Source organism: Pseudomonas viciae, assembly GCF_004786035.1.
GTDB lineage: Bacteria > Pseudomonadota > Gammaproteobacteria > Pseudomonadales > Pseudomonadaceae > Aquipseudomonas > Aquipseudomonas viciae.
In genome coordinates this window covers 4,795,198-4,816,822 of record NZ_CP035088.1, presented here as the reverse complement: position 1 = coordinate 4,816,822, position 21,625 = coordinate 4,795,198, and the positions used below count along the sequence as shown (strand labels likewise).

Below are 21,625 nucleotides of genomic sequence, written 5' to 3'. Positions count from 1 at the left end.
ATTTTTATTCTTAGCGTTGATGCGGACCCTGTGGGAGCGAGCAAGCTCGCTCCCACAGGGGGTAGTGCAGGGCTTATTTGTCGCGGATGGAGAAATTGGCCATATGCTCCAACCCCTTGATCAGCGCCGAGTGGTCCCAATTGCTGCCGCCAATGGCCGCGCAGGTGCTGAACACTTGCTGGGCGTTGGCGGTATTGGGCAGGTTGATGTTCAGTTCCTTGGCGCCTTGCAGGGCCAGGTTCAGGTCTTTCTGGTGCAGGCTGATGCGGAAACCCGGGTCGAAGGTGCCCTTGATCATGCGCTCGCCGTGCACTTCCAGGATCTTCGATGAAGCGAAGCCGCCCATGAGCGCTTCGCGGACCTTGGCCGGGTCGGCGCCGTTTTTCGCGGCGAACAACAGGGCTTCGGCCACGGCCTGGATGTTCAGGGCGACGATGATCTGATTCGCCACTTTCGCCGTCTGACCGTCGCCGTTGCCGCCCACCAGGGTGATGTTCTTGCCCATGGCCTGGAACAGCGGCAGGGCACGCTCGAAGGCGGCGCTGTCGCCACCGACCATGATGCTCAGCGTCGCGGCCTTGGCGCCGACTTCACCGCCGGACACCGGGGCGTCGAGGTACTGCGCGCCTTTTGCATTGATCTTCGCCGCGAACGCCTTGGTGGCGGTGGGGGAGATCGAACTCATGTCGATCACCACCTTGCCCGCACTCACACCGGCTGCCACGCCATCGGCGCGGAACAGCACATCATCGACCTGCGGGGTGTCCGGAACCATGACGATGATGAACTCGGCTTCCTGGGCCACTTCCTTCGGGTTGGCCAACGCCACCGCGCCACCGGCCAGCAGGTCGGCCGGGGCCGCGTCGTGGTGCTGGGACAGGAACAGGCTGTGACCGGCCTTTTGCAGGTTCAATGCCATGGGGTGGCCCATGATGCCGGTGCCGATGAATCCGATTTTAGCCATGGGAAAATCCTCTTGTTTTTATCGCTGTTTCAAGCAAATGGGGAACTGCTTTCCTGTGGGAGCGGGCTTGCTCGCGAAGGCGGTGTGTCAGCTCACGAAGATGCGGTTTGGTACACCGCCTTCGCGAGCAAGCCCGCTCCCACATTAGGAAAGAGTTGGGTCAGATCGCGTTATGGGTTTTCAACCAGCCCAATCCCGCTTCGGTGCTGGTCAGTGGCTTGTATTCGCAGCCGACCCAGCCCTGGTAGCCGATGCGGTCCAGGTGTTCGAACAGGAAGTGATAGTTGATCTCGCCCGTGCCCGGCTCGTTGCGCCCCGGGTTGTCGGCCAGTTGCACGTGGTTGATCTCGCCCAAGTGCGCCGACAGCGTTCGGGCCAGGTCACCTTCCATGATTTGCATGTGGTAGATGTCGTATTGCAGGAACAGGTTGGCGCTGCCCACCTGCTCGCGGATCGACAGGGCCTGGGCGGTGTTGTTCAGGTAGAAGCCGGGGATGTCGCGGGTGTTGATGGCCTCCATCACCAGCTTGATGCCTTTGGCTTGCAACTTCTCGGCGGCGTATTTCAGGTTGGCGACGAAGGTTTTCTCCACCAGGGCCGTATCGCAGTTCTGCGGACAAATCCCGGCCAGGCAGTTGACCTGGGTGTTGCCCAGCACCTGGGCATAAGCGATCGCCAGGTCAACGCCCGAGCGGAACTCTTCAACCCGGTCCGGCAGACAGGCAATGCCGCGCTCGCCCTTGGCCCAGTCGCCGGCCGGCAGGTTGAACAACACTTGGGTCAGGCCATGGGCCTGGAGCAGCGCCTTGAGCTCGGCGGAGCTGTAGTCGTAAGGGAACAGGTATTCGACGCCTGTGAAACCGGCCTTGGCGGCGGCTTCGAAACGGGCGAGGAAATCCAGCTCGGTGAACAGCATGGACAGGTTGGCTGCAAAGCGTGGCATGGTGGTCTCCTGTAGATAGTTGGCAGGCCCCTGTGGGAGCGGGCTTGCTCGCGAAAGCGGTGTGTCAGCCGACATCTTTGTTGGATCTGAAGCCGTCTTCGCGAGCAAGCCCGCTCCCACATTGGGATGTCAGTCAAGTAGCGAAATGGCTGTCGGTGCATCGTTGCCCACCAGCGCCAGGTCTTCGAACTCGTTGACGGCGTTGATCTCGGTGCCCATGGAGATATTGGTGACCCGCTCCAGGATGATCTCGACAATCACCGGCACCTTGAATTCCTCGATCATCGCCTGGGCCTGGCGCAGCGCCGGTTGGATGCCGGACGGCTCGAACACCCGCAGCGCCTTGCATCCCAGGCCTTCGGCCACGGCGATGTGGTCCACGCCATAACCGTTGAGCTCCGGTGCATTGAGGTTGTCGAAGGACAGTTGCACGCAGTAGTCCATGTCAAACCCGCGCTGGGCCTGGCGAATCAGCCCCAGGTAGGAGTTGTTCACCACGACGTGAATATACGGCAGCTTGAACTGCGCACCCACCGCCAGCTCTTCGATCATGAACTGGAAATCATAGTCACCCGACAGCGCCACGACCTTGCGACTCGGATCGGCCTTGACCACCCCCAGCGCGGCGGGAATGGTCCAGCCCAATGGGCCTGCCTGGCCGCAGTTGATCCAGTGGCGCGGCTTATACACGTGGAGGAACTGCGCCCCGGCGATCTGCGACAGGCCGATCGTGCTGACGTAGCAGGTGTCCTTGCCGAACACCTGGTTCATTTCTTCGTACACCCGCTGTGGCTTGACCGGCACGTTGTCGAAGTGAGTCTTGCGCTGCAGGCTGGCCTTGCGCTGTTGGCAGTCTTGCAACCAGGCGCTGCGGTCTTTCAACTTGCCGGCGACTTGCCATTCGCGGGCCACTTCGATGAACACCGCCAGCGCCGAAGCCGCGTCGGAAACGATACCCAGGTCGGGGGTGAACACCCGGCCGATCTGGGTCGGCTCGATGTCCACATGAATGAACCTGCGACCCTCGGTGTAGACCTCCACCGAACCGGTATGACGGTTGGCCCACCGATTGCCGATGCCCAACACCACGTCCGACTTGAGCAGCGTGGCGTTGCCGTAGCGGTGGGAGGTTTGCAGGCCGACCATGCCGACCATCAGCGGGTGATCGTCGGGGATAGTGCCCCAGCCCATCAATGTAGGAATGACTGGAATGCCGGTCAGCTCGGCGAACTCCACCAGCAGTTCGCTCGCGTCGGCGTTGATGATGCCGCCACCGGCCACCAGCAGCGGGCGCTCCGCCTGATTGAGCATCGCCAGGGCCTTTTCGACCTGCGCGCGGTTGGCGGCGGGTTTGGCCAGCGGCAATGGCTGGTAGGTGTCGATGTCGAATTCGATCTCGGCCATCTGCACATCGAAGGGCAGGTCGATCAGCACCGGACCTGGACGGCCAGAGCGCATCTCATAGAAGGCTTTCTGGAATGCGTACGGCACCTGGCCTGGTTCCAGCACGGTGGTTGCCCACTTGGTCACCGGTTTGACGATGCTGGTGATATCCACAGCCTGGAAATCTTCTTTGTGCAGTCGGGCGCGGGGCGCTTGCCCGGTGATGCACAGGATCGGGATCGAGTCGGCCGATGCGCTGTAGAGCCCGGTGACCATGTCGGTGCCGGCCGGCCCCGAGGTGCCGATGCACACGCCGATGTTGCCGGCCTTGGTGCGGGTGTAGCCCTCGGCCATGTGCGAGGCGCCTTCAACGTGGCGAGCGAGGACATGATCGATGCCGCCGACCTTTTGCAGGGCAGAGTACAGCGGGTTGATAGCAGCACCCGGGATGCCGAAGGCGGTGTCCACGCCTTCACGGCGCATCACCAGGACGGCGGCTTCGATTGCTCTCATTTTGCTCATTGTTTTGTGCCTCTTACGTTTTGTAATTGTATACAAGTGGCTGGTGTGTCGAGTGTATTCACGGCTGGCTGGACAGGTCAATCCCTTTCCTCAAGTGCCTGCTTCATTCGTCGGAAGGCCTAAGATCCTATGATTTATGTCGGTAACGGCGATTTTTGTATACAAAAATGTAGTTTGTTGTGTTCTATTTGTTGCATCCGGTTTTGCCGAAAGCGAAACCCATAAGGCTCTCCCATAACAAAAGAAGGACAGCACCCATGAGCGCTCTAACCTTGAAAGTCGCCCTTGGCCTGGCGGGGCAGGCCCTAGCCGCAGGTCGTGAAGTCAGCGCTGCACCGCTGACCGTCGCGGTCCTCGACAGCGGCGGACACCTGATCACCTTGCAGCGCGAAGACGGCGCCAGCCTGCTTCGCCCACCAATCGCCATCGGCAAAGCCTGGGGCGCCATCGCCTTGGGCAAAGGCTCACGCCTGTTGGCCCAGGACGCCCAGCAACGCCCAGCGTTCTTTGCGGCTTTGAATGGGGTGGGTCAGGGCAGCGTCGTGCCGGCACCGGGTGGGGTGTTGATCAGGGACCAGGATGGGAAAGTGCTTGGGGCGATTGGTGTCAGTGGGGATGTTTCGGACCTTGATGAGCAGGTGGCGGTCAGGGCTGTGGAGGGGGTGGGGTTGCTGGCAGATGCGGGGGCTACTGCTTGAATTTGCGGTGAGTGGATTGGCGCCTTCGCGAGCAAGCCCGCTCCCACAGGTTCGGTGATGGACACAAAATGTCTGAACGCAGCAAATCCCCTGTGGGAGCGGGCTTGCTCGCGAATGGGCTCACCACAGTCTTTCAGCTCACCTCACACCCCTTCAACACCAACCGAATAATCGTCTGTGCCGCCGCTTCATAATCCGCTTCATCGAGCTTCGCTTTGCCGGTCACCGCGCTGATCTGCCAGTCGAAATCGGCATAGGTCTGGGTCGCGGCCCAGATGCTGAACATCAGGTGGTTGGGGTCGATCGGGGCGATTTGGCCGCGGTCGATCCAGGTCTGGATGCAGTCGATGTTGTGCCGGGCCTGGGCGTTGAGTTGCTCCACCAGGTCGGGGCTCAGGTGGGGGGCGCCATGCATGATTTCGCTGGCGAAGACTTTCGAGGCGAAGGGCAGGTCGCGGGAGATGCGGATTTTGGAGCGGATGTAGTTGCTCAGCACTTCACCCGGCACGCCGTCGGCATTGAACGGTGTCGAGGCCTGGAGGATCGGTTCGATGATGCTTTCCAGGACCTCGCGGTAGAGGTTTTCCTTGGATTTGAAGTAGTAATAGACGTTGGGTTTGGGCAGGCCGGCCTTGGCCGCGATGTCGCTGGTCTTGGTCGCGGCGAAGCCCTTGTCGGCAAATTCCTCGCTGGCGGCACGCAGGATCAATGCTTTGTTGCGCTCGCGGATAGTGCTCATAAACCCAGGGGTTCCTTGCCTGTTCTGGCGGTGGCGCATGGTAGCACCGGCCTCGCGCGGCGCTCAAGAATGCCCCCATGGCACCGCCGCTCGCGGTATGCTGCGCAGCATTATTATTCAAGGAGCCCCTCCATGGCCGGAAGCAGTTTGCTGGTATTGATCGACGATATCGCCACCGTGCTCGACGACGTTGCGTTGATGACCAAGATGGCCGCCAAGAAAACCGCCGGGGTACTCGGCGATGACCTGGCGCTCAATGCCCAGCAAGTCTCTGGTGTGCGTGCCGAGCGGGAGCTGCCGGTGGTCTGGGCAGTGGCCAAGGGGTCGTTTATCAACAAGTTGATCCTGGTGCCGTCGGCGCTGGCGATCAGCGCTTTCGTGCCATGGCTGGTGACGCCGTTGTTGATGGTGGGTGGCGCCTACTTGTGTTTCGAAGGGTTCGAAAAACTGGCCCACAAGTTCCTCCACAGCCCGGCCGAAGACCAGGCTGAACATGCGCAACTGGTCGAGGCCGTGGCTGATCCGGCGGTCGATCTGGTGGCCTTTGAAAAGGACAAGATCAAAGGCGCGGTACGCACTGACTTTATTCTTTCAGCGGAAATCATCGCCATTACCCTCGGCACCGTCGCCGATGCGCCGCTGACCCAGCAGGTAATCGTGTTGTCGGGCATCGCCATCGTCATGACCGTTGGTGTCTACGGCCTGGTGGCCGGCATCGTCAAGCTCGATGACCTGGGCCTCTGGCTGACACAGAAGCCAGGACAAGCCGCCAAAAGCATCGGCGGCGCCATCCTGCGTGCCGCGCCCTACATGATGAAAAGCCTGTCGGTGATCGGCACGGCGGCGATGTTCCTGGTGGGCGGCGGCATCCTCACCCATGGTGTGCCGGTGGTGCATCACTGGATCGAAGGCGTGGCAGCCAGTGCCGGCGGCGCTGGGTTTATCGTGCCGATGTTGCTCAATGCGGTGGCGGGGATCGTCGCGGGGGCAGCGGTGTTGGTGGGTGTGCTGGCGGTCGGCAAAGTCTGGAAGGCGCTGAAAGGCTAACCCAGACAACGCATTAAAACTGTGGGAGCGGGCAAGCCCGCTCCCACATTGGTTTTGTGTTGGCTTACTCGGCAATCTGCAACTTACGCGACTCGGTGTACACGTAACGCACCTTCTCATACTCGAACGGCGTGTTCAGCTGGCCATAGCGGAAGCTGGTCTGGTAGCGCTTGTCCACGGCGCGCAGGAGCAGCAGCTCCGGGTGGTTGCCGCTGACTTCGGAGACGTTCAGGAAGTTGATCGCCGATTCGGCCGTGTAGTCCACCAGCAAGCCCGAGGTATCGCGCAGGTTCGACGGACCGAAGATCGGCAGTACGAAGTACGCGCCACCGGGTACACCGTAGAAACCCAGGGTCTGGCCGAAGTCTTCGCTCTGGCGCGGCAGGCCCATGGCGGTGGCCGGGTCCCACAGGCCGGCGATGCCAACGGTGGTGTTGAGCAGCAGTCGCGCCGTGGTTTCCATCGAACGCTTGCCCTTGAATTGCAGCAGGCTGTTCATCAGGTTCGGCACGTCCCCAAGGTTATTGAAGAAGTTGCTCACTCCGGTGCGCACGAAGCTTGGGGTGATGTATTGGTAGCCATCAACGACGGGCAGGAATACCCATTGGTCGAAGCGGTAGTTGAAGTGGTAGACCCGACGGTTCCAGGATTCCAGCGGGTCATAGACGTTCAGGGCGTTGAGGGTCGAGCGTTCGAACTCGCGCTGGTCCAACCCCGGGTTGAACTTGAGCTTGCTCAGCGGCTCCTTGAAACCGTCGGAATCCACCACCACAGGCGCGTTGGCCTTGCTGTTATCGGCGTGGACCATGCCGGCACTCATTAACGCAGCGATAAGCAGGAGATATTTAGCCACGGAAGAACTCCAGCATGGCGTCGCTGTTGACGCGGTAGTTAAGGTTGCCGCAGTGACCGCCCAGTGGGTAAACCGTCAAGCGGTCACCAAAGGTCTTGCGCAGGAAGCCCAGGTCGCCTGGGCCAAGGATCACGTCATCGGCATTGTGCATGACGGCAATCTTCGGGCTGGCCTGCAGGTAATCCTTCAGCGCGTACAGACTGACCTGGTCGACCAGTTGCAACAGGCTGCCGCCGTCAGTGCGCGCACGCCACATCGGGATCACCTGCTCGGTCAGGTAGCAGTCGAAGTCGCATTGCAGCGCGCGCTTGAGAAACGGTGTCAGGCTGGTGCTTTCGGTGATCGGGAATTTCGGCGGGATGATCAGGCCGCGACGGTTGATCAGGTCCGAGGTGAAGGCGATGTCGGCTGCCGAGAAACGGAATGAGGTGCCGATCAGCATCGCCATCTGCTCGTTGCTCAGGTGTTGCTTGGACTGCTGGAAGTCGTAGAGCAGGGCATCGTTGAGGTCGATGTAGCCTTTTTGCTGGAAGTAGCGGGTCAGCTTATTCAGCACCAGTTCATAGAAGGTGGTGGTGTTGTTGATGCCCTTGACCTCGGTCTGGACCAGTTTGTCCAGGTTGGTGATCGAGGTGTAGAGGTTCACCGGTGGGTTCAGCAGCAACACTTTCTTGAAGTTGAAACTGCGTCGGGTTTCGTCCAGGTGCGCGACGAAGGCTGCGTCCAGGGCGCCGAGGCTGTAGCCGGTGAGGTAATACTCGGTCACCGGCAGTTTCGGGTTCTGCGCGCGCACGGCCTGCATCACCCGGTACATGTCCTCGGCATCTTCCTTGGAAATACCCGGCGTGGCGAAGCGCGAAGCGGCACTCATGAAGTCGAAGCTGGTGGGCGATGACAGCTGCACCACGTGGTAGCCGGCCTTGTAGTAAAGCTGCTTGAGGTATTCGTTGAGGGTGCTGTCGTAGCGTGCACCGGTGCCGGCGATCAGGAAGATCAGCGGCGCGGGTTTATCCTGGGTGGCCATGCGGTAGGTGAGGCTTTTCACCGGCCAGAAGTTGTCCGGCAGGATGAACTCGCGCTCCGGGCGCAGGGTCAGGCTGTGATCCGCCTGATTGATGTCCTCGATCGCTGGCAGCTCCGGGCGCAGGTCCGGCGGCGTGGTGGCGATGGTCGCCTCGAACGGGTTGGTCAGGGGGTAGCCGTAGCTGGCGGCATCGATATCCACCGCCAGCGCGGACGCACTCAGAATAAGGCCGCCGGCGAAGGCAGCGAAGCGCAAGGAACGGAGCATGACGAGATCCCTAAGAGGAAGGTGCCGAATGAGGTTCGCAGCCTATGACCACCGAAGCAGAGCCAAGTGCCATGACGGACACAAAACAGGCGCGGACGGGGCGCGATAATAGTAGCGGGACGATACACGTTCGCGCGCAGTAGCGGATAGTTATCTGATGACTCGGGGAATTGGGCTGCGCAAGATTCGGACGGGATAAGTGGCGAAGACAGCCGAAATCGTCTACTGGCTTTCTGATGTCGTTTCTCGTTGCCTGGACGTCGCAGGCAGAGCAGGTTCCATATCGGCGCAGGTTGATGATCGACAGGTCAGTACTCCACTGGCGTTCGGGCCGGTTTGCAGGCGGGCGTGATGGGGGCGCTGTGCACCATAACAATACGTTGACGCTGCTCGGCATCCGCCGGGCGCAGCACTTTCGGGGAAGTAACGATGAAGATGCGACGACTCTTGGGCGCAGGTGCCGCACTGGTACTGGCGATCAGCTCCACCCTGGCCAGCGCCGAAACCAAAACCCTGAGCATCGGTTACGTTGACGGCTGGTCCGACAGCGTCGCGACCACCCACGTGGCGGCCGAAGTCATCAAGCAGAAACTCGGCTATGACGTGAAACTGCAAGCCGTCGCGACCGGGATCATGTGGCAGGGCGTAGCCACCGGTAAGCTCGATGCAATGCTCTCGGCCTGGTTGCCCGTCACCCACGGCGACTACTGGACCAAGAACAAGGATCAAGTGGTCGATTATGGCCCCAACTTCAAGGACGCAAAAATCGGCCTGATCGTGCCGGAGTACGTCAAGGCCCAGTCCGTGGCTGACCTCAAGACCGATGAAAGCTTCAAAAATCGCATTGTCGGCATCGACGCCGGTTCAGGTGTGATGCTCAAGACCGAACAGGCTATCAAGGATTACGACCTGACCGGTTATCAACTCAAGGCCAGTTCCGGCGCCGGCATGATTGCCGAGCTGACCCGTGCCGAGAAGAAAAACGAATCCATCGCTGTCACCGGTTGGGTGCCGCACTGGATGTTCGCCAAGTGGAAACTGCGCTTCCTGGAAGACCCGAAAGGCGTCTATGGCGCGGCTGAAACCGTGAATAGCATCGGCAGCAAGGAACTGGAGGCCAAGGCGCCTGAAGTGGTCGCCTTCCTGAAGAAATTCCAATGGTCCTCGAAAGACGAAATCGGCGAAGTCATGCTGGCGATCCAGGAGGGTGCCAAGCCTGAAGCCGCAGCCAAGGATTGGGTTGCCAAGCACCCGGACCGCGTGAAGGAGTGGACCGGCAAGTAATCGGCCTGGTTTAGCTGTTCGGAAAAACCGCATGACTTTGCGTCATGCGGTTTTTTTGTGCCTGCAGTTTTTCAGCTTGCGCAAACCCCTGTGGGAGCGGGCTTGCTCGCGAAAGCGGTGGGTCAGCCAGCAGCGGATTCACAGGCAGGTCGCATGCGCGAGCAAGCCCGCTCCCACAGGGGATTGCGAAAGTTTTGCGGGAAACTGGCGAGTCCGTCATGTCGTTCTAATACTAAGGTCGTCTGGAACCTGGCCTTGAGCCGCATAGAGTAGGGTTGTTCCAACTTAAATCTGTGCTGCGAGGATAAAAACAATGAACGACAGCATTTACCTCTCGATTCAAAACAGCCCGCGCTTCAAGGAGCTGGTGAGAAAAAGGGAAAAGTTCGCCTGGATTCTCTCGGCGATCATGCTTGGGCTGTATTCCGGCTTCATTCTTCTGATCGCCTATGGGCCACACATTCTCGGGGCCAAGATCACGCCTGAGTCCACCATCACCTGGGGTATTCCCATCGGAGTCGGCCTGATTCTCTCGGCCTTCGTCCTGACCGGTATCTACGTGCGGCGCGCAAACGGTGAGTTCGACGACCTGAACAATGCGATTCTCAAGGAGGCTCAGCAATGATCCGGCGTCTACTGGCTCTATTGAGCATCGCAGCGTTCGCACCGGGCGCCTGGGCGGCTGAAGCCTTGACCGGTGCCGTGCAGAAACAACCCCTCAACGTCGCGGCTATCCTGATGTTCGTGGCCTTCGTCGGCGCGACTTTATACATCACCTACTGGGCGTCCAAGAAAAACAACTCGGCGGCCGACTACTATGCGGCCGGCGGCAAGATCACCGGCTTCCAGAACGGCCTGGCCATCGCGGGCGACTACATGTCGGCGGCGTCCTTCCTGGGTATTTCCGCCCTGGTGTTTACCTCTGGCTACGATGGTCTGATCTACTCCATCGGCTTTTTGGTGGGTTGGCCGATCATTCTGTTCCTGATCGCCGAGCGCCTGCGTAACCTGGGTAAATACACCTTTGCCGACGTGGCGTCCTATCGCCTGGGGCAAACCCAGATCCGTAGTCTGTCCGCCTGCGGCTCGCTGGTCGTGGTGGCGTTCTACCTGATCGCGCAAATGGTTGGTGCCGGCAAGCTGATCCAACTGCTGTTCGGCCTGGATTACCACGTCGCGGTGATCCTGGTGGGTGTCCTGATGTGCCTCTACGTGCTGTTCGGCGGTATGTTGGCGACCACCTGGGTACAGATCATCAAGGCGGTGCTGTTGCTGTCGGGTGCTTCGTTCATGGCGTTGATGGTCATGAAACACGTCAACTTCGACTTCAACATGCTGTTTGCCGAAGCGGTCAAGGTGCACCCTAAAGGCGAGGCGATCATGAGCCCTGGCGGCTTGGTGAAGGACCCGATCTCGGCCTTCTCCCTGGGCCTGGCGCTGATGTTCGGTACCGCTGGCCTGCCACACATCCTGATGCGCTTCTTCACCGTGAGCGACGCCAAGGAAGCGCGCAAGAGCGTGCTGTATGCCACTGGTTTCATCGGCTACTTCTACATCCTGACCTTCATCATCGGCTTCGGCGCGATCCTGCTGGTCAGCACCAACCCGGCCTTCAAGGACGCGGCAGGTGCCTTGCTCGGTGGCAACAACATGGCAGCGGTGCATCTGGCCAACGCCGTGGGCGGCAGCATCTTCCTGGGCTTTATCTCGGCCGTAGCCTTCGCCACCATCCTGGCGGTGGTAGCAGGTCTGACCCTGGCCGGTGCCTCGGCGGTGTCCCATGACCTGTATGCCAGCGTGATCAAGAAAGGCAAGGCCAACGAGAAGGATGAGATTCGCGTGTCGAAAGTCACCACCATCGCCCTGGCGGTGCTGGCGATCGGCCTGGGTATCCTGTTCGAGAAGCAGAACATCGCGTTCATGGTGGGCCTGGCGTTCTCCATCGCGGCGAGCTGCAACTTCCCGGTACTGCTGCTTTCGATGTACTGGAAGAAGCTGACCACCCGTGGCGCCATGATTGGCGGCTGGTTGGGCCTGGTCAGTGCCGTGGGCCTGATGGTGCTCGGTCCGACCATCTGGGTGCAGATCATGGGTCACGAGAAGGCGATCTTCCCGTATGAATACCCAGCGCTGTTCTCCATGGCCATTGCTTTCGTCGGCATCTGGTTCTTCTCCATCACCGACAAATCGGCTGAAGGCGCAAACGAGCGGGCGCTGTTCTTCCCGCAGTTCGTGCGTTCGCAGACTGGTTTGGGGGCGAGTGGGGCGGTTAACCATTGATGTAGCGGTAAGTGTTTGAAGAAATACCCCAGTCGAGAGGCTGGGGTATTTTTTTGCGTGTGATAACTGTGGTGTGAGTGATGACGCCTTCGCGAGCAAGCCCGCTCCCACAGGGAATTGGCGTCGTACACAGATCCAGTGTGGGGGCGGGCTTGCTCGCGAAGGCGCCGGACCAGTCACCGCGGATATCAAAGAGGGCACAAACAAAACAGCCCCTGCTCTTATATAAGAAGCAGGGGCTGTTTCGGTGCAGCTTAAGACCTTATTGCAAGGCAGGCCTTACTTGCGGTCTTCCAGCTTGGTGATATCACGCGACTCGTAGCCGGTGTACAGCTGGCGCGGGCGGCCGATCTTGTACGGGCTGGAGAGCATTTCTTTCCAGTGGGAGATCCAGCCCACGGTCCGCGCCAGGGCGAAGATCACGGTGAACATGCTGGTTGGAATGCCGATCGCCTTGAGGATGATCCCCGAGTAGAAGTCGACGTTCGGGTACAGCGAGCGCTCGATGAAGTACGGGTCGGTCAGGGCGATCTCTTCCAGGCGCATGGCCAGTTCGAGTTGCGGATCGTTCTTGATCCCCAGTTCCTTGAGCACTTCGTCGCAGGTCTGCTTCATGACGGTGGCGCGCGGGTCGCGGTTCTTGTAGACCCGGTGACCGAAGCCCATCAGCTTGAACGGATCGTTCTTGTCCTTGGCCTTGGCGATGAACTTGTCGATGTTCGAGACATCGCCAATTTCATCGAGCATGGTCAGTACCGCTTCGTTGGCACCGCCGTGGGCCGGGCCCCAGAGTGCAGCGATACCGGCGGCGATACAGGCGAACGGGTTGGCACCCGAGGAGCCCGCCAGGCGCACGGTGGAGGTGGAGGCGTTCTGCTCGTGGTCGGCATGGAGGATGAAGATCCGGTCCATGGCCTTGGCGAGTACCGGGCTGATCGGTTTGATCTCGCACGGGGTGTTGAACATCATATGCAGGAAGTTCTCTGCATAGGTCAGGTCGTTGCGCGGGTACATCATGGGCTGGCCCATGGAGTACTTGTAGACCATGGCTGCCAGGGTTGGCATCTTCGCCACCAGGCGGATCGCGGAGATTTCGCGATGCTGGGGGTTATTGATGTCCAGGGAGTCGTGGTAGAAGGCCGAGAGGGCGCCGACAACGCCGCACATGACAGCCATCGGGTGGGCATCGCGACGGAAGCCGTTGAAGAAGGTCTTCAGCTGCTCGTGAACCATGGTGTGGTTCTTCACGGTGCTGACGAACTGGGCCTTTTGCTCTGCGGTTGGCAGCTCGCCGTTGAGCAGCAGGTAGCAGGTTTCCAGGTAGTCCGATTTTTCAGCCAGTTGCTCGATCGGGTAGCCGCGGTGCAGCAGGATGCCGTTGTCGCCGTCGATATAGGTGATTTTCGACTCGCACGAAGCGGTCGACATGAAACCTGGGTCAAAGGTGAAACGGCCCGTGGCCGTCAGGCCCCGTACGTCGATTACATCGGGACCAACGGTGCCGGTTAAAATGGGCAGCTCGACGGGGGCTGCGCCCTCGATGATCAACTGCGCTTTTTTGTCAGCCATGTGGCCTCCTATTAATGCTTGGAATCATCAGACAGACCCCCCACGCAGGGCCCGCACCACTATAGTGAGATAAATCCGAATGTCAATTTGCCTAAAGTCTTGCTCCAGAAGGCTTTAACCGGACTTTTTCCGCGAAATTACCTGCCGTTTACGCCTTTTGCCTCATATGTGCAATGCGCTATTAGGGGAAGGTGAACGCGTTGTCATTAGTAGCCTAACTGTCTATACTCGGCCACCGACCGCCAGGGGCTTTTGGGCCTGCTTTCTTGGGGGTCGTCACTCCCTGGGTGGTGAGTACCTGACCAGTGCGCGCCCCAACAACTTTGCCCTGATTGTTAGGGGCTCTTCAGTGTGAAAAAAAGCCGTGAAAAGCCAACGACCTGTAAACCTAGACCTAAGGACCATCAAACTCCCAGTCACTGCTTACACGTCCATTCTTCACCGAATTTCCGGTGTCATTCTCTTCGTCAGCCTGGCCATCATGCTTTATGCATTGGACAAGTCGCTCGACTCGGAAGAAGGCTTCGGTCAGGTGAAAGCGTGTCTGACCAGTCCGCTAGCCAAGCTAGTGATTTGGGGCATCCTGTCCGCCTTGCTGTATCACTTGGTCGCCGGTGTGCGCCACTTGATCATGGACATGGGCATCGGTGAGACGCTGGAAGGCGGCAAGCTGGGCTCGAAAATCATTATCGCCGTGTCTGCGGTGTTGATCGTTCTGGCAGGAGTCTGGATATGGTAACCAACGTCACGAACCTCTCGCGTTCGGGCCTCTATGACTGGATGGCACAGCGTGTGTCTGCGGTCGTTCTCGCGGCTTACTTCATTTTCCTGATCGGATATGTCGTGGCAAACCCTGGCATTGGCTACGCCCAATGGCATGAACTGTTCGCAAACAACTGGATGCGCATTTTCAGTCTGCTGGCGCTTGTCGCACTGGGCGCTCACGCCTGGGTCGGCATGTGGACCATTGCAACCGACTACCTGACGCCAATGGCGTTCGGCAAGTCGGCGACTGCCGTACGTTTCCTCTTCCAGGCAGTATGCGGCGTTGCGATGTTCGCTTACTTCGTCTGGGGTGTGCAGATTCTCTGGGGTATCTGATCCATGGCTAACATTCCAACGATTTCTTTCGACGCCATCATCATTGGTGGTGGCGGTGCCGGCATGCGCGCAGCGCTGCAACTGGCGCAGGGCGGTCACAAGACTGCCGTGATCACCAAGGTTTTCCCGACCCGTTCGCATACTGTTTCCGCCCAGGGCGGCATCACCTGCGCCATCGCTTCGGCCGACCCGAACGATGACTGGCGCTGGCACATGTACGATACCGTCAAGGGTTCCGACTACATCGGTGACCAGGACGCTATCGAATACATGTGTCAGGAAGGCCCGGCTGCCGTTTACGAGCTGGACCACATGGGCATGCCATTCTCGCGTACCGAGCAAGGTCGTATCTACCAGCGTCCGTTCGGCGGTCAGTCCAAGGACTACGGCAAGGGCGGCCAGGCTGCGCGTACTTGCGCGGCGTCCGACCGTACCGGTCACGCGCTACTGCACACCCTTTATCAGGGCAACCTGAAAGCCGGTACCGTGTTCCTGAACGAGTACTACGCTGTCGACCTGGTGAAAAACCAGGATGGCGCTTTTGTCGGCGTGATCGCGATCTGCATCGAAACCGGCGAAACCACCTACATCCGCGCCAAGGCCACTGTACTGGCGACTGGTGGTGCAGGTCGTATCTATGCCTCCACCACCAATGCCCTGATCAACACCGGTGACGGCGTCGGCATGGCCCTGCGTGCTGGCGTGCCGGTGCAAGACATCGAAATGTGGCAGTTCCACCCAACCGGCATCGCCGGCGCCGGTGTACTGGTCACCGAAGGTTGCCGTGGTGAAGGTGGTTACCTGATCAACAAGCACGGCGAGCGTTTCATGGAGCGTTATGCTCCGAACGCCAAGGACCTTGCCGGTCGTGACGTGGTTGCCCGTTCGATGGTTAAAGAGATCATCGCCGGCAACGGTTGCGGTCCGAATGGCGACCACGTGATGCTCAAGCTCGACCACCTGGGCGAGGAAGTGCTGCACAGCCGCCTGCCAGGCATCTGCGAACTGTCCAAGACCTTCGCTCACGTCGATCCGGTCGTCGCGCCGGTTCCAGTGGTTCCAACCTGCCACTATATGATGGGCGGCGTTGCCACCAACATTCATGGCCAGGCAATCACCCAGAACGCCGAAGGCGTCGACGAAATCATCCCTGGCCTGTTCGCAGTGGGTGAAGTGGCGTGTGTATCGGTCCACGGCGCCAACCGCCTGGGCGGTAACTCGTTGCTCGACCTGGTGGTCTTCGGTCGCGCTGCTGGCCTGCACCTGGAGAAAGCGCTGTCCGAAGGTATCGAATACGACGATGCCACCGACGCCAACATCGAAGCCGCCCTGGCGCGTCTGTCCGCCCTGAACGAGCGTACCGAAGGCGAAGACGTGGCGACCCTGCGTCGCGAGTTGCAAAACTGCATGCAGAACTACTTCGGTGTATTCCGTACCGGCGAATACATGCAGAAGGGTATTGCCCAGTTGGCGCAATTGCGTGAACGAATTGCCAACGTGAAGATCAACGATAAGTCGCAGGCGTTCAACACTGCCCGTATCGAAGCGCTGGAATTGCAGAACCTGCTGGAAGTGGCTGAAGCTACCGCCATTGCTGCCGAAGTACGTAAAGAGTCCCGCGGCGCTCACGCCCGTGAAGACTTTGAAGATCGTGACGACGAAAACTGGCTGTGCCACACCCTGTACTTCCCGGGTGACAAGCGCGTGACCAAGCGTGCTGTGAACTTCTCGCCGAAGACTGTTCCGACTTTTGAACCTAAGATTCGGACTTATTAAGGGTGGCCGCCATGTTGCAAGTCAGTGTTTATCGCTACAACCCTGATCAGGACGCTGCGCCGTTCATGCAGGATTTCCAGGTCGATACCGGTGGTAAAGACCTGATGGTGCTGGACGTGCTGGCCCTGATCAAAGAGCAGGACGAGGGTTTCTCCTATCGTCGCTCTTGCCGTGAGGGCGTTTGCGGCTCCGACGGCATGAACATCAACGGCAAGAACGGCCTGGCCTGCATCACGCCGCTGTCCGCGGTGGTCAAGGGCAACAAGCTGATCGTTCGTCCGCTGCCAGGTTTGCCGGTTATTCGTGACCTGGTCGTCGATATGAGCATCTTCTACAAGCAATACGAGAAGGTGAAGCCATTCCTGCAGAACGACACGCCGGCTCCGGCCATCGAGCGTCTGCAGTCCCCGGAAGAGCGTGAGAAGCTTGACGGTCTGTACGAGTGCATCCTGTGCGCTTGCTGCTCGACCTCGTGCCCATCCTTCTGGTGGAACCCGGACAAGTTCCTGGGCCCGGCCGCCCTGCTGCAAGCGTACCGCTTCCTGGCAGACAGCCGTGACACCAAGACGTCCGAGCGTCTGGCTGCACTGGATGACCCGTTCAGCGTATTCCGCTGCCGCGGGATCATGAACTGCGTCAACGTCTGCCCGAAAGGCCTGAACCCGACTAAGGCCATCGGTCACGTACGTAACATGCTGCTGCAAAGCGGCGTGTGATTCAGCTGCTGTACCCGTAGAACCGCTGTACCCGTAGAAGGCCAGGCGCGGGCTTCAACCCGCGCTCAGGCTATAACCAGAACGGCCGCTCACAAAGCGGCAGTTCTTATTTTGAAGAAATGAGACAAGCAGGGGCATCCGGGCTGGTACCCGGACTATCAGCGTGATCCTAAGTGGCTTGTTTTAGTCGCTGCACTCGGACTTCTGCAAGTTTGCTCGGTGTTTTCGCCGGTGGTGTTCCCCTAATCGAGGGTGACCAAGCATGCAAGAAAGCGTGATGCAGCGCATGTGGAACAGTGCCCACCTCTCCGGTGGTAACGCTGCCTATGTGGAAGAGCTCTACGAGCTCTACCTGCACGACCCTAACGCTGTGCCAGAAGAATGGCGCACCTACTTTCAGAAGTTGCCGGCTGACGGTAACTCTGCCACTGATGTTTCGCACTCGACAATTCGCGATCATTTCGTGCTGCTGGCAAAGAACCAGCGCCGCGCTCAACCGGTGTCTGCCGGCAGTGTGAGCAGCGAGCATGAGAAGAAGCAAGTTGAAGTGCTGCGACTGATCCAGGCCTACCGGATGCGTGGCCACCAAGCAGCCCAGCTGGACCCGCTGGGACTGTGGCAGCGTCCTGCACCTGCAGACCTGTCGATCACTCATTACGGCTTGACCAATGCCGATCTTGATACGACCTTCCGTGCCGGCGACCTGTTCATCGGCAAAGAGGAAGCGAGCCTACGCGAAATTCACGAAGCGTTGCAGCAGACATATTGCCGCACCATCGGCGCTGAATTCACGCACATCACCGATTCCGAGCAGCGCCAGTGGTTCCAGCAGCGTCTGGAAAGCGTTCGTGGCCGTCCGACGTACTCCACCGACATCAAGAGCCACTTGCTCGAGCGCGTTACCGCCGGTGAAGGCCTGGAGAAATACCTGGGTACCAAATACCCGGGCACCAAGCGTTTCGGCCTGGAAGGCGGCGAAAGCCTGATTCCGATGCTCGACGAGCTGATCCAGCGTTCCGGTTCCTACGGCACCAAGGAAGTTGTCATCGGCATGGCCCACCGTGGCCGTCTGAACGTGCTGGTCAACACCTTCGGCAAGAACCCGCGCGAGCTGTTCGACGAGTTCGAAGGCAAGAAGAAGGTCGAGCTGGGCTCCGGTGACGTGAAATACCACCAGGGTTTCTCGTCCAACGTGATGACCACAGGTGGCGAAGTCCACTTGGCCATGGCCTTCAACCCATCCCACCTGGAAATCGTTTCCCCGGTGGTCGAGGGTTCGGTCCGTGCCCGTCAGGATCGTCGCAACGACCCGACCGGCGAGAAGGTGCTGCCGATCTCCATCCACGGTGACGCGGCATTCGCCGGTCAAGGCGTGGTCATGGAAACCTTCCAGATGTCGCAGACCCGCGGTTTCAAGACCGGCGGTACCGTGCACATCGTGATCAACAACCAGGTCGGTTTCACCATCAGCAACCCGCTGGACTCGCGTTCCACCGAGTACGCAACCGACGTCGCGAAAATGATCCAGGCGCCGATTCTCCATGTGAATGGCGATGACCCGGAAGCCGTGCTGTTCGTGACCCAGTTGGCCATTGATTACCGCATGCAGTACAAGCGTGACGTGGTGATCGACCTGGTCTGCTACCGTCGTCGCGGCCACAACGAGGCCGACGAACCTAGCGGCACCCAGCCTCTGATGTACCAGCAGATCGCCAAGCAGCGCACCACTCGTGAGCTGTATGCCGAGCGCCTGACCCAAGGTGGCGTGCTGGATGCAGCGCGCGTCCAGGAAAAAGTCGATGAATATCGCAATGCCCTGGACAACGGCCTGCACGTTGTAAAAAGCCTGGTCAAAGAGCCGAACAAAGAGCTGTTCGTGGACTGGCGCCCGTACCTGGGCCATGCCTGGACTGCGCGTCACGACACCCGTTTCGATCTCAAGACCTTGCAAGAACTGTCCGCCAAGCTGCTGGAGATCCCGGAAGGCTTCGTGGTCCAGCGCCAGGTCGCGAAAATCTACGAAGACCGGCAGAAGATGCAAGCCGGCGGCCTGCCGATCAACTGGGGTTACGCTGAAACCATGGCGTACGCGACCCTGGCGTTCGAAGGTCACCCGATTCGCATCACCGGCCAGGACGTAGGCCGCGGTACTTTCTCGCACCGCCACGCGGCGCTGCACAACCAGAAAGACGCCGGCACCTACATCCCGCTGCAACACCTGTACAAAGGCCAGCCACGTTTCGACCTGTACGATTCGCTGCTGTCCGAAGAAGCTGTCCTGGCGTTCGAATATGGCTATTCCACCACCGAGCCGAATGCGCTGGTGATCTGGGAAGCCCAGTTCGGCGACTTCGCCAACGGTGCCCAGGTGGTTGTCGACCAGTTCATCACCAGCGGCGAGCACAAGTGGGGCCGTCTCTGCGGTCTGACCATGCTGTTGCCACACGGTTATGAAGGGCAGGGGCCGGAGCACTCTTCGGCACGTCTGGAGCGTTACCTGCAACTGTGCGCCGAGCACAACGTCCAGGTTTGCGTACCGACGACCCCGGCTCAGATCTACCACTTGCTGCGTCGTCAGGTCATCCGTCCGCTGCGTAAGCCGCTGATCGTGCTGACACCGAAATCGCTGCTGCGTCACAAACTGGCGATCTCTACGCTCGAGGATCTGGCCGAAGGCTCCTTCCAGACCGTTATTTCGGAAATCGATACCCTGGACGCGGCGAAAGTGACTCGCCTGATCCTGTGCAGCGGCAAGGTCTACTATGACCTGCTGGAAAAACGTCGTGCCGAAGGCCGCGAAGACATCGCCATCGTGCGTATCGAGCAGCTTTATCCGTTCCCGGAAGAGGACCTGATGGAAGCCATCGCGGCTTACACCAACCTCACCCACGTGGTGTGGTGTCAGGAAGAACCGATGAACCAGGGCGCGTGGTACAGCAGCCAGCATCACCTGCGTCGCAGCATTGGCAACCATAACAAGGCCCTGGGCCTGGAATATGCCGGCCGTGATGCTTCCGCTGCACCTGCGTGTGGTTATGCGTCGATGCACGCCGAGCAGCAGGAAAAACTGCTGCAAGATGCCTTCACTGTTTAACGCCTTCGCGCTGACTGAAACCGAATTTTAAGGACCCACAGATAATGGCTATCGAAATCAAAGCCCCGTCATTCCCGGAATCGGTTGCCGATGGCACCGTTGCCACCTGGCACAAGAAACCAGGCGAGGCCGTCAAGCGTGACGACCTGATCGTCGACATCGAGACCGACAAGGTCGTGCTGGAAGTACTGGCCGAAGCTGACGGCGTGCTGGGCGCAATCGTTGCCGAGGAGGGCGCTACCGTTCTGTCGAACCAGGTCCTGGGCTCGATCGAAGAGGGTGGCGCCGCTGCCGCCGCTCCAGCCGCCGCTGCACCGGCTGCCGCTCAAGCCGCTGCTCCAGCTGCCGATGGCGAAGACGATCCAGTCGCAGCACCTGCTGCGCGCAAGATCGCTGAAGAGAACGGCATCAACATCGCTTCCGTTGCCGGTACTGGCAAGGGTGGTCGTGTGACCAAGGAAGACGTGGTTGCAGCCGTTGCCGCCAAGAAAGCCGCTCCAGCCGCTGCCCCGTCCAAGCCAGCCGCGCCAGCGGCTGCCGCTCCGGTGTTCGCTGCCGGCGATCGCGTTGAAAAACGCGTTCCGATGACCCGCGTTCGCGCTACCGTGGCCAAGCGTCTGGTAGAAGCCCAGTCGAACATGGCGATGCTGACCACTTTCAACGAAGTCGACATGACTGAAGTCATGGCCCTGCGTTCGAAGTACAAGGACCTGTTCGAGAAGTCCCACAACGGCGTACGCCTGGGCTTCATGTCGTTCTTCGTCAAGGCTGCCACCGAAGCGCTGAAACGCTTCCCGGCCGTCAACGCGTCGATCGACGGTTCCGACATCGTCTACCACGGCTACGCCGACATCGGTGTTGCGGTCTCCAGCGACCGTGGCCTGGTGGTTCCGGTACTGCGTAACGCCGAACTGATGAGCCTGGCCGAAATCGAAGGCGGCATCGCCACCTTCGGCAAGAAGGCCCGTGACGGCAAGCTGTCCATCGAAGAGATGACCGGCGGTACGTTCACCATCACCAACGGTGGTACATTCGGTTCGATGATGTCGACCCCGATCGTCAACCCACCGCAAGCGGCGATCCTGGGGATGCACAACATCATCCAGCGTCCGATGGCAATCAACGGTCAAGTCGTGATTCGTCCGATGATGTACCTGGCACTGTCCTACGATCACCGCCTGATCGATGGTAAAGAAGCCGTGACGTTCCTGGTCACCATCAAGAACCTGCTTGAGGATCCGGCGCGTCTGCTGCTGGATATCTGATTTCGCCGCGAGGGCCGGTCGGTTGACCGGCCTCTTGCTGAAACAACCGGTTTCGTCCCCACGACGGTCGCCACAAGTGACCGTCCGGTTTGATTCGAAA

The 21,625-nt window shown here is 59.7% G+C and carries 18 protein-coding genes; 11 read left to right on the top strand and 7 right to left on the bottom strand.

The features are described 5' to 3' along the window. Window positions 1–73: 73 nt before the first annotated feature. The 3 genes from EPZ47_RS21065 to gcl form a co-directional block, all read right to left on the bottom strand. Entirely contained in the window at window positions 74–964 is an 891-nt protein-coding gene (locus EPZ47_RS21065; RefSeq protein WP_135846560.1) for a 2-hydroxy-3-oxopropionate reductase, read from the bottom strand. A gap of 160 nt (window positions 965–1,124) precedes the next feature. Then, complete coding sequence (gene hyi, locus EPZ47_RS21060) at window positions 1,125–1,907, bottom strand: hydroxypyruvate isomerase (RefSeq protein ID WP_135846559.1); 783 nt, start codon at window positions 1,905–1,907, stop codon at window positions 1,125–1,127. 129 nt (window positions 1,908–2,036) lie between these two features. Continuing rightward, on the bottom strand, window positions 2,037–3,812 hold the full coding sequence (gene gcl, locus EPZ47_RS21055) for a glyoxylate carboligase (protein ID WP_135846558.1): 1,776 nt from the start codon (window positions 3,810–3,812) through the stop codon (window positions 2,037–2,039). A gap of 257 nt (window positions 3,813–4,069) precedes the next feature. Here gcl and EPZ47_RS21050 point away from each other — a divergent pair, with 257 nt between their 5' ends. Further along, a complete protein-coding gene (locus EPZ47_RS21050; RefSeq protein WP_135846557.1) occupies window positions 4,070–4,510 on the top strand; it encodes a GlcG/HbpS family heme-binding protein in 441 nt (146 codons plus the stop codon). 133 nt (window positions 4,511–4,643) lie between these two features. Here the strand turns inward: EPZ47_RS21050 and EPZ47_RS21045 are convergent, their stop codons facing one another. After that, window positions 4,644–5,249: a TetR/AcrR family transcriptional regulator gene (locus EPZ47_RS21045; RefSeq protein ID WP_135846556.1), complete on the bottom strand. Its 606-nt coding sequence runs from the start codon at window positions 5,247–5,249 to the stop codon at window positions 4,644–4,646. A gap of 132 nt (window positions 5,250–5,381) precedes the next feature. On the opposite strand from EPZ47_RS21045, the gene EPZ47_RS21040 reads away from it, so the two are divergent. After that, window positions 5,382–6,296 carry a DUF808 domain-containing protein gene (locus EPZ47_RS21040; protein ID WP_135846555.1) on the top strand — a complete coding sequence of 305 codons (915 nt, stop codon included), beginning with the start codon at window positions 5,382–5,384 and terminating at the stop codon, window positions 6,294–6,296. Between the two features lie 64 nt (window positions 6,297–6,360). Here the strand turns inward: EPZ47_RS21040 and EPZ47_RS21035 are convergent, their stop codons facing one another. Together EPZ47_RS21035 and EPZ47_RS21030 are read right to left on the bottom strand one after the other, a co-directional pair. Continuing rightward, a complete protein-coding gene (locus tag EPZ47_RS21035) occupies window positions 6,361–7,149 on the bottom strand; it encodes an MlaA family lipoprotein (protein WP_135846554.1) in 789 nt (262 codons plus the stop codon). Further along, entirely contained in the window at window positions 7,142–8,440 is a 1,299-nt protein-coding gene (locus EPZ47_RS21030) for an alpha/beta fold hydrolase (RefSeq protein WP_135846553.1), read from the bottom strand. The genes EPZ47_RS21035 and EPZ47_RS21030 overlap by 8 nt, the downstream gene beginning before the upstream one ends. Window positions 8,441–8,869: 429 nt before the next feature. On the opposite strand from EPZ47_RS21030, the gene EPZ47_RS21025 reads away from it, so the two are divergent. The 3 genes from EPZ47_RS21025 to EPZ47_RS21015 all read left to right on the top strand — a co-directional run bounded on the left by EPZ47_RS21025 (window position 8,870) and on the right by EPZ47_RS21015 (window position 12,004). Continuing rightward, the gene (locus EPZ47_RS21025; RefSeq protein WP_135846552.1) at window positions 8,870–9,724 is read left to right on the top strand and encodes a glycine betaine ABC transporter substrate-binding protein; all 855 of its coding nucleotides are present in this window, start codon (window positions 8,870–8,872) and stop codon (window positions 9,722–9,724) included. 313 nt (window positions 9,725–10,037) lie between these two features. Next, window positions 10,038–10,349 carry a DUF485 domain-containing protein gene (locus tag EPZ47_RS21020; RefSeq protein WP_072406462.1) on the top strand — a complete coding sequence of 104 codons (312 nt, stop codon included), beginning with the start codon at window positions 10,038–10,040 and terminating at the stop codon, window positions 10,347–10,349. Beyond that, window positions 10,346–12,004: a cation acetate symporter gene (locus tag EPZ47_RS21015; RefSeq protein WP_135846551.1), complete on the top strand. Its 1,659-nt coding sequence runs from the start codon at window positions 10,346–10,348 to the stop codon at window positions 12,002–12,004. Before EPZ47_RS21020 ends, EPZ47_RS21015 begins: the two co-directional genes overlap by 4 nt. 279 nt (window positions 12,005–12,283) lie before the next feature. Here EPZ47_RS21015 and gltA read toward each other — a convergent pair whose 3' ends face one another. Further along, window positions 12,284–13,573 carry a citrate synthase gene (gltA, locus tag EPZ47_RS21010; RefSeq protein WP_003172803.1) on the bottom strand — a complete coding sequence of 430 codons (1,290 nt, stop codon included), beginning with the start codon at window positions 13,571–13,573 and terminating at the stop codon, window positions 12,284–12,286. Between the two features lie 364 nt (window positions 13,574–13,937). Here gltA and sdhC point away from each other — a divergent pair, with 364 nt between their 5' ends. From sdhC to odhB, 6 genes are all read left to right on the top strand, one after another. Next, a complete protein-coding gene (sdhC, locus tag EPZ47_RS21005) occupies window positions 13,938–14,312 on the top strand; it encodes a succinate dehydrogenase, cytochrome b556 subunit (protein WP_003179220.1) in 375 nt (124 codons plus the stop codon). Further along, window positions 14,306–14,674: a succinate dehydrogenase, hydrophobic membrane anchor protein gene (sdhD, locus tag EPZ47_RS21000; RefSeq protein WP_014339587.1), complete on the top strand. Its 369-nt coding sequence runs from the start codon at window positions 14,306–14,308 to the stop codon at window positions 14,672–14,674. The genes sdhC and sdhD overlap by 7 nt, the downstream gene beginning before the upstream one ends. Window positions 14,675–14,677: 3 nt before the next feature. Then, window positions 14,678–16,450 carry a succinate dehydrogenase flavoprotein subunit gene (gene sdhA / locus EPZ47_RS20995; protein ID WP_135846550.1) on the top strand — a complete coding sequence of 591 codons (1,773 nt, stop codon included), beginning with the start codon at window positions 14,678–14,680 and terminating at the stop codon, window positions 16,448–16,450. A gap of 11 nt (window positions 16,451–16,461) precedes the next feature. Next, window positions 16,462–17,166: a succinate dehydrogenase iron-sulfur subunit gene (locus EPZ47_RS20990; protein WP_024780617.1), complete on the top strand. Its 705-nt coding sequence runs from the start codon at window positions 16,462–16,464 to the stop codon at window positions 17,164–17,166. Between the two features lie 262 nt (window positions 17,167–17,428). Then, window positions 17,429–20,260 (top strand): 2-oxoglutarate dehydrogenase E1 component, encoded by a 2,832-nt coding sequence (locus EPZ47_RS20985; protein ID WP_135846549.1) that lies wholly within the window; start codon window positions 17,429–17,431, stop codon window positions 20,258–20,260. Window positions 20,261–20,304: 44 nt separating this feature from the next. Further along, complete coding sequence (odhB, locus tag EPZ47_RS20980; protein WP_135846548.1) at window positions 20,305–21,525, top strand: 2-oxoglutarate dehydrogenase complex dihydrolipoyllysine-residue succinyltransferase; 1,221 nt, start codon at window positions 20,305–20,307, stop codon at window positions 21,523–21,525. Window positions 21,526–21,625 lie beyond the last annotated feature (100 nt).